Here is an 11,103-nt window from a genome sequence, read left to right as displayed (position 1 = left end):
GCAGCAGGCGGTTGCACAAGCCGTGGAAGGTACCGATCCACATGCCTCGCGTATTGATGGGCAGCATCGAGGACAGGCGCGCCAGCATCTCCTTCGCCGCCTTGTTGGTAAAGGTCACCGCCAGCACACCCGCGGGCGACAGCTGCCCGGTCTGCACCAGCCACGCAATGCGCGTGGTCAGCACCCGGGTTTTTCCGGAGCCGGCACCGGCAAGGATCAGTGCGGATTGGTTGGGAAGCGTGACAGCGGCGAGCTGCTCGGGATTGAGGTTGTGAAGGAGATTTTGCATCCGCAAATTATAAGCGGGCAGCCTCCCCGGCTGGGAGGAGAATCCTCGTTTGCCGGCACTTGCCGATTGCGCAATTGATCTCCTTGCAAGTTAGCGCCAAAGTCGGGACAAGGGGCCGGCGTAGGTCATCTCGATCACGTCGCCCGAACCGGCGGAAAATATCCGGAAACGGGCCGTTCCATGCTCGAGGACTGCCGGTTTGCCGTTGATCTTCAGCCGCCAGAATCCGTCGTCGTATTCGGTCCAGATGAGACGGGATGCAGGCATGCCGTTGTCCTTGATCCGCAATCGAATGTAGCCCGGCGTATAGGTCTCCAGCGCATACGGACGTGCCGCGCGCGTCGCGGCATCGCGCAAGCGCGACGGACCGCACACCAGATCGGTATCGCTTTCCCGGCCCTGGTCGTACACCTGGTCCCGCAGTCCCACGTAACCGTTCCAGTAGAAATTCGCCGGCGCCAGGCGTTCGCGCTGGATGGCGATGGCCGTCAATTGCCAAGGTTCGCCATCCGGCGTGCAATCGCGCGCCTTGTCGAGCCGGGCTTGATCGCCGGCGCTAAATGTTGCCTGGAACATGGGTTGCATCGCTCGGAACTGTTCGTCGATGCCGCCAATGCGCATGCCGCGCAAGGCCACCATCACGACGAGGAAATCCAGCGCGAGGAGCGCAACCAGAACTTTTTTCTTTGCCGGATAACGCTCCTGGATCCACTGCAATCCGAACGCGCTGACCAACGCCAGCAGGAAGAGCGCAATACCCCTGTGCTCGCCGGAAGGGAAACGGCCGGCGCGATAGATGAACAGGTGTTCCGCCAGCCAGACGCGCAATGGCAGCGGGCTGTTCTTTCCCAATGCAAGTACGGTCATCAGCACCGCGAGCACGAAGAAGAGCAGGATGCGCTTGCCGTCGGCCCCGCGCGAAGGCGCCATCCAGATTGCGCAAGCCACCAGCGGAATACTCAGGAACAGCAAGTGAAAACGCTCGATCGTGAGTTCCGAAAATCCCATCTTCCACACCGGGAAAAAGAAGTTCGCCACGCCATACAAGGGTAGGGAACCAGACATCGCGGTGTCGATATCGAGGCCTGCACCACGCGTCGATTGCTGCAGCAGATTCACGAAATGCCAGATCGACGGCGCGCCGATCACTGCGCCCGCGGCCACGCCCGCTACAGCCGTCAGCAGGGCACGCCGCGCTTCAGCCTGCGTAACAAACAGGCAGACCCAATACGCCGCCAGGCACTGCGCGCCGAACAGGATGTTCGCCGGATAGCCCGCCGTAAGCATGTGGTAGACACTGACGAAGCACAGCAGGAAAGCCGCCCCTGCGCGCCGCTGCAAGGCCATGCGCAATGCGAGGAAGCAGCCGAGCAAGCCGCAAGCGGTGGAGAGATAGGAGAAGTGGCTCGCATGCCCGATGATGAAACCGGACGCTGTCAGCGCGAGGCCGAGATACAGGCTGCACAGCGCATCGAGTCCGTAGCTCTTCCCGATCGCAAAGCCCAGCCGGAAAATCACCAGCTGCAGCGCCAGGTAGACAAGGTTGATGGACAGCACGCTGTCCGGGAACGCATACGCAAAGGCGAGGTAAAAAACGTTGTAGACACCGGCCTGGATATTCGACCCGATCGGGTAACCGGACATGATGTGCGGGAAGAAGTCCGGGAAGGCGCCCTGCCGCAGCGCTGACCCAAGCCAGCGGAAATACGCCCACATCTCGTCGAACGCATCCCACTTCACCGCCACCCTGGTCGAAAACAGCTCGGCATTCGCCAGCGCGATGAGCAATGCGCCCATGACAAGTGCATGACTGTTACGCAAGCTGAAAGTCTTGTTCATGTCTCACTCCGGCTTTGCATGGCTGCGGAAAGTCCACCAGCGGTTGGCGCTGAAACTCCACAGCAGGAGCAGCAAGGTCGTGAGGACTTGCGCCAGGAGGTAATGGATGTGCAGCACATCCACACCCAGCCACATCAGGAGGGTATTGAGCAGCAGGCCGATCGTGGCGACGACGGCGAACTTGGCCGCGCTCTCGCGATGGCGCTTGTTGCTGCGGAAGGTGAAATGGTAGTTGAGGGTGTAATTGATGACCGCGCCGAGCAGTGCGCCGGCGGCGGAGGCGCCGACCGAGTCGACGCCGAATCCCTGAACGAGCGTGATCAGGAGGCCGTAATGTCCGATCGCCGAGACCACGCCCACGCCGAAGAAGCGGACGAATTGAGACAGGAGTTCGAACATCGGGGCGCGGCTTTCACATGGGAAAGCCGACTATTCTACCCGCCCCTGTCAGCCGGCCGCGAACAGGCGCGCGAAGCCGCGCGCCGCTTCTTCCGGGTTGTCCGCCAGGTAGACGCTGCTGATGGCCGCCACCATGTCCGCGCCCTGCTTCACCAGCGGCACGGAATTCTCCTGCGTCATGCCGCCGATCACGACGTTGGGCAGCGGGATTTCCTTCTTCGCCTGCGCGACAATCTCCGGTTGCGTGGTCACTTCGTACTTCTTCACGCGCGACGGATAGAAACCGCCGAAGGCGACATAGCTGGCGCCTGCAGCATACGCATCGCGCGCGAGCTGCATGCTGCCGTAGCAGGACGAGCCGACGATCTTCGACGGCCCCACCGCCGCGCGCACCTGCGCCACCGTGGCATCGGTGCCGCCGACATGGATGCCGTCGGCATCAAGTTCGAGCGCCAGTTCAACGAAATCGTTGATGATGAAAGGCTTGCCATAGCGACGGCACAGGGCCAGCAGCTGCGACGCCTGATCGCGGCGCAATTCCGGCGACGCCGTCTTGTGCCGGTACTGCACGAGGGCCGCTCCGCCGCGCAAGCCGGCTTCGGTGGTGTCCAGCATCTTTTGCGTATCGTCCCAGTCCGGGGTCACGAGATACAGGCCTTTCATGGATTTTCCTCGACATAGGTGCAGCGGTTGGGGATGCGCTGCCCGCCCGCAATCGCATACGCGGTTTGCAGGGATTGATGACAATAGGCTTGCGCCTCTTCGACGGCTTCAACCATGGTCTTGCCACAGGCGAGCAGCGCGGCGATGGCGGAGGCCAGGGTGCAACCTGTTCCATGGAAGCCACCCGGCAGGCGCGGCCAGGTCCAGGTGCATTTGTTTTCACGGGTGAACAGGCGGTTGACGATATCGGGGCCGGTGCCGTGGCCGCCCTTGATCAGCACGTTGGGGCAATGCTGCAGCAGGTTTTCGACCTGCGCATCGATGTTCTGGTTGCCGCCGCACAGCGCCGCCGCTTCCGGCAGGTTGGGCGTGACCAGGGTTGCGAACGGAAGCAGCGTCATGATTGCGAACGCCGGATTATCCTCGGACAGCTTGTCGCCATGGCCGCTGGCCAGCACCGTATCGAGCACCACATGCAATCCGGGATTGCGCTCCCGGATCTGCCGCAGCATGTCGGCGATCGCTTCCGCATTGGCGCGATTGCCGACAATGCCGATCTTCACCGCCGCGATATCGATCTTGTCGACCAGCGCCTGCGCCTGCTGCTGCACCAGCGCCGCGGGCACCGGATGTACCTTGAACACGCGGTCGTTGTCCTGCACCGTCAGCGCGGTGACGGACGTGAGCGGATGCGCGCCCAGCGCGGCAATCGCCGGCACGTCCGCCTGCAATCCTGCCCCGCCGCTCGGATCCGAGCCGGCGAAGACGAGGACGCTGGGGCGCATCATGTTGCGCGTCCCTCCATCGGGGAGGACGGCGACGCGACAAACTTCTTCGGGATGCGGCCGGCGAGGAAGGCTTCACGGCCGGCTTCCACCGCGAGCTTCATGGCGCGCGCCATGCGGATCGGATCCTTTGCGCCCGCGATAGCCGTGTTCATCAGCACGCCGTCGCAGCCGAGCTCCATCGCAATCGCCGCATCCGACGCCGTGCCCACGCCCGCATCCACCAGCACCGGCACCTTCGCCTGCTGGATGATCAGCGACAGGTTCCATGGATTGAGGATGCCCATGCCGGAGCCGATCAGCGACGCCAGCGGCATCACGGCAACGCAGCCGATCTCCTCCAGCATCTTTGCCTGGATGGGATCGTCGCTACAGTAGACCATCACGTCGAAGCCGTCCTTGACCAGGGTCTCGGCGGCCTTCAGCGTTTCAGGCATGTTGGGGAACAGTGTCTTCTCGTCGCCCAGCACTTCCAGCTTGACCAGCTTGTGGCCGCCCAGCAGTTCGCGCGCGAGCTGCAGCGTGTAGACCGCATCCTTGGCGTTGTAGCAGCCTGCAGTGTTCGGCAGGATGGTGTACCTGGTCGGCGGCACCACGTCCAGCAGGCTGGGTGCGTTCGGATCCTGGCCGATGTTCACGCGGCGGATCGCGACGGTGATGATGTCGGCGCCGCTGGCTTCGGTCGCCAGGCGGGTCTGTTCGAGGTCCTTGTACTTGCCGCTGCCGACGAGCAGGCGGGAGTTGTAGGTTTTGCCGGCGATGGTGAGGCCGGTTTCTTGGGTGATGTGTTCGCTCATAAGATCCCTTTGAGAATCCAGTGCAGGGTTCCCTCCCTAGTGATGAGGGAAGGAACCTTGCATAGATATATCAGCCGCCGCCGATCGCCTTCACGATATCCACGCGATCGCTCGGCTGCAGCACGCGCTCGGCCCATTGGCTGCGCGGCACCACTTCCCGGTTGATCGCCACCGCCAGCGACTTGTTCGCCAGGTCCAGCGAGGCGATCAAGTCCTGCACGTTCAGGTTATCGGTGACCGGGTGCGGCGCGCCGTTCAGTTCGATGTCCATGACTTACTGCTTGCGATACAGTTCCGCGCCGGTCTTCACGAACTCGACGGCCTTCACTTCCATGCCCTTCTTCAGCGCTTCGTCGTCGGTGATGCCTTGCGCCGCCGCGAAGTCGCGCACGTCCTGCGTGATCTTCATCGAGCAGAAATGCGGACCGCACATTGAGCAGAAGTGCGCCACCTTGGCGGAATCCTTCGGCAACGTCTCGTCGTGGAATTCGCGTGCCTTGTCCGGATCGAGACCGATGTTGAACTGGTCTTCCCAGCGGAACTCGAAGCGTGCCTTGGACAGCGCGTTGTCGCGGATCTGCGCGCCGGGATGGCCCTTGGCGAGGTCGGCAGCGTGCGCGGCCAGCTTGTAGGTAATGATGCCTTCCTTGACGTCCGCCTTGTTGGGCAGGCCGAGGTGTTCCTTCGGCGTCACGTAGCACAGCATCGCGGTGCCGTACCAGCCGATCATCGCGGCGCCGATGCCGGAGGTGATGTGGTCGTAGCCGGGGGCGATGTCGGTGGTCAAGGGGCCGAGGGTGTAGAACGGCGCTTCCGCGCAATCCTTCAGCTGCAGGTCCATGTTTTCCTTGATCAGGTGCATCGGCACGTGGCCGGGGCCTTCGATCATCACCTGCACGTCGTGCTTCCATGCGATCTGGGTCAGTTCGCCCAGGGTCTTCAGCTCACCGAGCTGCGCTTCGTCATTGGCGTCGTAGATCGAGCCGGGACGCAGACCGTCGCCCAGCGAGAACGCGACGTCGTACTGCTTCATGATTTCGCAGATCTCTTCGAAATGCGTGTACAGGAAGGATTCCTTGTGGTGCGCGAGGCACCACTTCGCCATGATCGAGCCGCCGCGCGACACGATGCCGGTCATGCGCTTGGCGGTCAGCGGCACGTACTGCAGGCGCACGCCCGCGTGGATGGTGAAGTAGTCGACGCCCTGCTCGGCCTGCTCGATCAGCGTGTCGCGGAAGATTTCCCAGGTCAGGTCCTCGGCCTTGCCGTTGACCTTTTCCAGCGCCTGGTAGATCGGCACGGTGCCGATCGGCACCGGCGAATTGCGGATGATCCATTCGCGGGTTTCATGGATGTGCTTGCCGGTGGACAGGTCCATCACGGTATCGCCGCCCCAGCGGATCGCCCAGGTCATCTTCTCGACTTCCTCGCCGATGGACGAGGTGACCGCCGAATTGCCGATGTTGGCATTGATCTTCACCAGGAAGTTGCGGCCGATGATCATCGGCTCGGATTCCGGGTGGTTGATGTTGTTGGGGATGATCGCGCGGCCGCAGGCGATTTCGGAGCGCACGAATTCCGGCGTGATTTCAGCGGGAATCGCGGCGCCGAACGACTGGCCCGGGTGCTGGCGGCCCATCAGGTCGGCCAGTTTCTGGCCCATCGGGCCGGATGCCTTCAGGCCTTCGAGGTATTCCTTGCGGCGCAGGTTTTCGCGGATGGCGATGTATTCCATCTCCGGCGTGATGATGCCCTGGCGCGCGTAGTGCATTTGTGTCACGTTCTTGCCAGCCTTGGCGCGGCGCGGCTTGCGGTGCAGGTTGAAACGCAGTTCGGCCAGCTTGGGGTCGTTCAGGCGCTCGACGCCGTACTGCGAGCTCGGGCCGGCCAGCTCTTCGGTGTCGCCGCGTTCGGCGATCCAGGCGGCGCGCAGCGCAGCGAGGCCGGAGCGGATGTCGATCTTGACGTTCGGGTCGGTGTACGGGCCGGAGGTGTCGTAAACATAAATCGGCGGGTTCTTTTCCGCGCCAAAGGACACCGGCGTGTCGGACTGGCTGATTTCGCGCATCGGCACGCGGATATCCGGGCGCGAGCCCTCGACATAGATCTTGCGGGAATTCGGCAGCGGCTGGATCGCGGCTTCGTCCACCTTGGCGGTGGCGGCGAGGAATTGCGGATTGGCGTTCATGGTGCTCCTTTGCAAAAACGGGTATGCGAAGGAGCGGACGGAAAAAGGATGGACTGCTGGCTTTCCGGATGCTTCCCTTCGCTGGCATTACCCAGATCAGGTTCGAGGGTGTTTCTCACCCGGCCAGACTGCAGCCAGGACCCCTAGCGTCGTACCGCGCGGCTTCCGGTCGCCTGGAAGCCTGAAAATCGGCGATGGGCGAATTATACGCTGATCGCCGCCGATGTCAGCCTTTCCGTCCCGTATAATGCATAGTTTCGCAAAAACATATTGAAATCATGGAATTAGCCAAGTCTTTCGAGCCCGCCGACATTGAAAAACACTGGCGTACCGAATGGGAACAACGCGGTTACTTTACCGCCAGCACCGAACCGGGCAAGCAGTCGTTCAGCATCCAGCTGCCGCCGCCAAACGTCACCGGCACGCTGCACATGGGCCATGCCTTCAACCAGACCGTGATGGATGGCCTGACGCGCTACTACCGCATGCGTGGCCACAACACCGCCTGGATTCCGGGCACCGACCACGCCGGCATTGCGACCCAGATCGTGGTCGAACGCCAGCTCGACGCACAGGGCGTTTCCCGCCATGACCTCGGCCGGGAGAAATTCCTCGAGAAGGTCTGGGAGTGGAAGGAACACTCCGGCTCCACCATCACCGGCCAGATGCGCCGCATGGGTGCCTCCACCGACTGGACGCGCGAATACTTCACGATGGACGAGAAGATGTCCAAGGCGGTGACCGAAGTCTTCGTGCGCCTGTATGAGCAAGGCCTCATCTACCGCGGCAAGCGCCTCGTGAACTGGGATCCGAAGCTGCACACCGCCGTGTCCGACCTCGAAGTCGTGTCTGAAGAAGAAGACGGCTTCATGTGGCACATCCGCTATCCGCTCGCGGACGGCAGCGGCCATATCACGGTCGCCACCACACGTCCGGAAACCATGCTCGGCGACGTCGCCGTAGCGGTGGACCCGACCGACGAGCGCTACCAGCACCTGGTCGGCAAGATGCTGACGCTGCCGCTGACCGGCCGCGATATTCCCATCATTGCCGACGACTACGTCGACAAGGAATTCGGCACCGGCTGCGTGAAGATCACGCCGGCCCATGACTTCAACGACTACGCTGTCGGCCAGCGCCACCGCCTTGCGCAAATCAACATCTTCACGCTCGACGCCAAGATCAACGACAATGCGCCGGCCGAATACGTCGGCATGGATCGTTTCGCTGCACGCAAGAAGATTGTCGCCGACCTCGAAGCCATCGGCCTGCTGGATTCGGTCAAGCCGCACAAGCTGATGGTGCCGCGCGGCGACCGTACCGGCGTGGTGATCGAGCCGATGCTGACCGACCAGTGGTTCGTCGCGATGAGCGTACCCGCCCCCGATGGCACACACTTCCCCGGCAAGTCGATCGCCCAGGTGGCGCTCGAGAAGGTGGCGGATGGCGACATCAAGTTCATCCCGGAAAACTGGACCACCACCTACAACCAGTGGCTCAACAACATCCAGGACTGGTGCATCTCGCGCCAGCTGTGGTGGGGCCACCAGATCCCGGCGTGGTACGACGAGGACGGCAACATCTACGTCGCGCGCAATGAAGAAGAAGCGAAGGCCAAGGCCGGCGGCAAGGCGCTCACGCGCGAGTCCGATGTGCTCGACACCTGGTTCTCGTCCGCGCTGGTGCCCTTCTCCTCGCTCGGCTGGCCGGAAGAGACGCCGGACTACAAGATGTTCCTGCCGTCGTCGGTGCTGGTCACCGGCTTCGACATCATCTTCTTCTGGGTGGCGCGCATGGTCATGATGACCACGCACTTCACCGGCAAGGTGCCGTTCGACACCGTGTACGTGCACGGCCTGGTGCGTGACGCCAGCGGCCAGAAGATGTCCAAGTCCAAGGGCAACACGCTCGACCCGATCGACCTGATCGACGGCATCGACGTCGAATCGCTGGTCGCCAAGCGCACCACCGGCCTGATGAACCCGAAGCAGGCGGAAAGCATTGCCAAGGCGACGCGCAAGGAATTCCCGGACGGCATCCCCGCCTTCGGCACCGATGCGCTGCGCTTCACGATGGCGAGTTACGCCTCGCTCGGCCGCAACATCAATTTCGACCTCGGCCGCTGTGAAGGCTATCGCAACTTCTGCAACAAGCTGTGGAACGCGACGCGCTTCGTGCTGATGAACACCGAAGGCAAGGACTGCGGCTTCGACCCGGCCACCTGCGGACCGGATCGCGACTTCTCGCAAGCCGACCGCTGGATCGTATCGCTGCTGCAGCGTACCGAAGCGGAAGTGGAAAAGGGCTTCGCCGACTACCGCTTCGACAACATCGCATCCGCGATCTACAAGTTCGTGTGGGACGAGTACTGCGACTGGTACCTCGAAGTCGCCAAGGTCCAGATCCAGAACGGCACCGAAGCGCAACAGCGCGCCACACGCCGCACCCTGCTGCGCGTGCTGGAAACCGTGTTGCGCCTCGCACATCCGGTCATTCCGTTCATCACCGAGCAGCTGTGGCAGAAGATCGCGCCGATGACCGGCCGCGAAATGAACCCGGCCGGCGATTCCATCATGGTCCAGCCTTATCCGCGGCCGAACATGGAAAAGCTGGACGAGCAAGCCGAAGCCTGGATGGCGCAGCTGAAGTCCATGACCGATGCCTGCCGCAACCTGCGCGGCGAGATGCAGCTGTCGCCCGCCCAGCGCGTGCCGCTGTTCATCGAAGCGAACGACAAGGCGCAAGCCGAGTCCTTCGTGCGCTACCTGCAGGCGCTGGCCAAGCTGTCCGATGTGCAGATCGTCGACACCCTGCCGGAATCCCCGGCGCCGGTGTCCGTGGTCGGCACGGTCAAGCTGATGCTCAAGGTCGAGATCGATGTCGCCGCGGAGAAGGAGCGCCTCTCCAAGGAGATCGCGCGTCTCGAAGGCGAAATCGCCAAGGCCAATGCCAAGCTCGGCAATGAAAGCTTCGTCGCCCGCGCACCGGCGCAAGTCGTGGCGCAGGAGAAAGAGCGTCTCTTGACCTTCGGAGCCACACTCGAAAAACTGCGCGAGCAGTTTGATAAATTGCAAAAGAGCTGATCGCCGCTCGGTCGACACTTCTGGACAGTTCGGGCCGGGCCGCCCGGTTCGAACGCACCACCCCAATCCAGGAGACATAACGATGAGACGATTAGCAATCCTTACCCTCGCGGCCGGCACGCTGGCCGCAGCAAGCGCGATGGCCCAGGACGCCAGCCCGATCGGCGTCTGGAAAACCATCGACGACGAAACCGGCAAGCCGAAATCGCTGGTGCGCATCACCGAAAGCAATGGCGAACTGCGCGGCAAGATCGAAAAGCTGTTCCGCGAATCTGGCGAAGACCCCAACCCAAAGTGCGAAAAGTGCGAAGGCACGCTGAAGGACCAGCCGGTCATCGGCATGACCATCATCACCGGCATGAAGAAGGATGGCGGCGAATACAACGGCGGCCAGATCCTCGACCCGAACAACGGCAAGGTCTACAAGAGCAAGATGACCGTGGTTGACGGCGGGAAGAAACTCGACGTACGCGGGTACATCGGCGTGCCGATGCTGGGACGGACGCAGACTTGGGTCCGGCAGGAGTAACAAAAAAGGCGCCGTCGGCGCCTTTTCTTTTTAAACAAACGAGATCGTCAGTCCTGGCAGCGAGATGCCGGAAAACGCCGACGTCCACGTTTCCCCCGGCTTGATCGGACAGACATCGGTCCACGTCCCCGTGGTCACGATCTCGCCCTTCGCCAGTTGCGAGAATTGCGGCTGGATCTTCAGCAACTGGTGCAGGTGCCACAACGCATGGATCGGGCTGCCCAGAACATCGCTGCCGAATCCGGCGGAGCGCAGTTCGTCGCCGCAAGACAGCGACAGGCTCGCGTGCGGCAGCACCTCGCCCAGGCTGCGTCGGCTCGCCGCGGACAGCATTTTCGGCTCGCCGACGATCAGCGAACCGTGCAGGCCGAAGGCAGCGATCGAATCCGCCATCTCGAACTTCCAGTCGGGGAAGGGACAGACCACGATTTCGAACGCATGCGCCATCCACTCGATGCATTCCGCCAGTTCTTCAAGCGTGGCATCGGGTGCCGGCGTGCAGTTCAGCTTGAACACGAGTTCCGGCCCGAT

Annotated in this window: 11 protein-coding genes and 1 riboswitch; of the genes, 2 read left to right on the top strand and 9 right to left on the bottom strand. The window is 62.5% G+C overall.

Annotated elements, in window-relative coordinates:
* From AYR66_RS02700 to thiC, 8 genes are all read right to left on the bottom strand, one after another.
* Positions 1 to 289: UvrD-helicase domain-containing protein (locus tag AYR66_RS02700; RefSeq protein ID WP_170942264.1), on the bottom strand; the 289-nt coding region annotated here is incomplete at its 3' end.
* A 90-nt stretch (positions 290 to 379) separates the two neighbouring features.
* Entirely contained in the window at positions 380 to 2,128 is a 1,749-nt protein-coding gene (locus tag AYR66_RS02695; RefSeq protein WP_088706235.1) for a hypothetical protein, read from the bottom strand.
* Positions 2,129 to 2,131: 3 nt separating this feature from the next.
* Complete coding sequence (locus AYR66_RS02690; RefSeq protein ID WP_088706234.1) at positions 2,132 to 2,527, bottom strand: GtrA family protein; 396 nt, start codon at positions 2,525 to 2,527, stop codon at positions 2,132 to 2,134.
* A 48-nt stretch (positions 2,528 to 2,575) separates the two neighbouring features.
* Entirely contained in the window at positions 2,576 to 3,190 is a 615-nt protein-coding gene (gene thiE / locus AYR66_RS02685; RefSeq protein ID WP_088706233.1) for a thiamine phosphate synthase, read from the bottom strand.
* A complete protein-coding gene (thiD, locus tag AYR66_RS02680) occupies positions 3,187 to 3,978 on the bottom strand; it encodes a bifunctional hydroxymethylpyrimidine kinase/phosphomethylpyrimidine kinase (RefSeq protein WP_088706232.1) in 792 nt (263 codons plus the stop codon). Before thiD ends, thiE begins: the two co-directional genes overlap by 4 nt.
* A complete protein-coding gene (locus tag AYR66_RS02675; RefSeq protein WP_088706231.1) occupies positions 3,975 to 4,772 on the bottom strand; it encodes a thiazole synthase in 798 nt (265 codons plus the stop codon). Before AYR66_RS02675 ends, thiD begins: the two co-directional genes overlap by 4 nt.
* A 70-nt stretch (positions 4,773 to 4,842) precedes the next feature.
* A complete protein-coding gene (gene thiS, locus AYR66_RS02670) occupies positions 4,843 to 5,043 on the bottom strand; it encodes a sulfur carrier protein ThiS (RefSeq protein WP_088706230.1) in 201 nt (66 codons plus the stop codon).
* Positions 5,044 to 5,046: 3 nt separating this feature from the next.
* Positions 5,047 to 6,960, bottom strand: a complete 1,914-nt coding sequence (thiC, locus tag AYR66_RS02665) for a phosphomethylpyrimidine synthase ThiC (RefSeq protein ID WP_088706229.1) — start codon at positions 6,958 to 6,960, stop codon at positions 5,047 to 5,049.
* Between the two features lie 56 nt (positions 6,961 to 7,016).
* A riboswitch (TPP riboswitch) is annotated at positions 7,017 to 7,115 on the bottom strand.
* 123 nt (positions 7,116 to 7,238) lie between these two features.
* Between thiC and AYR66_RS02660 the strand changes: the two genes are divergently transcribed.
* Both AYR66_RS02660 and AYR66_RS02655 read left to right on the top strand, forming a co-directional pair.
* On the top strand, positions 7,239 to 10,043 hold the full coding sequence (locus tag AYR66_RS02660) for a valine--tRNA ligase (protein WP_088706228.1): 2,805 nt from the start codon (positions 7,239 to 7,241) through the stop codon (positions 10,041 to 10,043).
* An 82-nt stretch (positions 10,044 to 10,125) separates the two neighbouring features.
* A complete protein-coding gene (locus tag AYR66_RS02655) occupies positions 10,126 to 10,572 on the top strand; it encodes a DUF2147 domain-containing protein (protein WP_088706227.1) in 447 nt (148 codons plus the stop codon).
* Between the two features lie 30 nt (positions 10,573 to 10,602).
* Here AYR66_RS02655 and AYR66_RS02650 read toward each other — a convergent pair.
* Positions 10,603 to 11,103: 2-keto-4-pentenoate hydratase (locus AYR66_RS02650; protein ID WP_420093082.1), on the bottom strand; the 501-nt coding region annotated here is incomplete at its 5' end.

The organism is Noviherbaspirillum denitrificans (genome assembly GCF_002211445.1).
GTDB classification, from domain to species: Bacteria; Pseudomonadota; Gammaproteobacteria; order Burkholderiales; family Burkholderiaceae_D; genus Noviherbaspirillum; species Noviherbaspirillum denitrificans.
The sequence above is the reverse complement of the archived record's forward strand: the minus strand, read 5'-3'. Positions and strand labels throughout refer to the sequence as shown.

Bases quoted from the DNA above. Each gene is read 5' to 3' on its own strand.
- AYR66_RS02695 (WP_088706235.1), bottom strand. From the start codon at position 2,128: ATGAACAAGACTTTCAGCTTGCGTAACAGTCATGCACTTGTCATGGGC.
- AYR66_RS02690 (WP_088706234.1), bottom strand. From the start codon at position 2,527: ATGTTCGAACTCCTGTCTCAATTCGTCCGCTTCTTCGGCGTGGGCGTG.
- thiE (WP_088706233.1), bottom strand. From the start codon at position 3,190: ATGAAAGGCCTGTATCTCGTGACCCCGGACTGGGACGATACGCAAAAG.
- thiD (WP_088706232.1), bottom strand. From the start codon at position 3,978: ATGATGCGCCCCAGCGTCCTCGTCTTCGCCGGCTCGGATCCGAGCGGC.
- AYR66_RS02675 (WP_088706231.1), bottom strand. From the start codon at position 4,772: ATGAGCGAACACATCACCCAAGAAACCGGCCTCACCATCGCCGGCAAA.
- thiS (WP_088706230.1), bottom strand. From the start codon at position 5,043: ATGGACATCGAACTGAACGGCGCGCCGCACCCGGTCACCGATAACCTG.
- thiC (WP_088706229.1), bottom strand. From the start codon at position 6,960: ATGAACGCCAATCCGCAATTCCTCGCCGCCACCGCCAAGGTGGACGAA.
- AYR66_RS02660 (WP_088706228.1), top strand. From the start codon at position 7,239: ATGGAATTAGCCAAGTCTTTCGAGCCCGCCGACATTGAAAAACACTGG.
- AYR66_RS02655 (WP_088706227.1), top strand. From the start codon at position 10,126: ATGAGACGATTAGCAATCCTTACCCTCGCGGCCGGCACGCTGGCCGCA.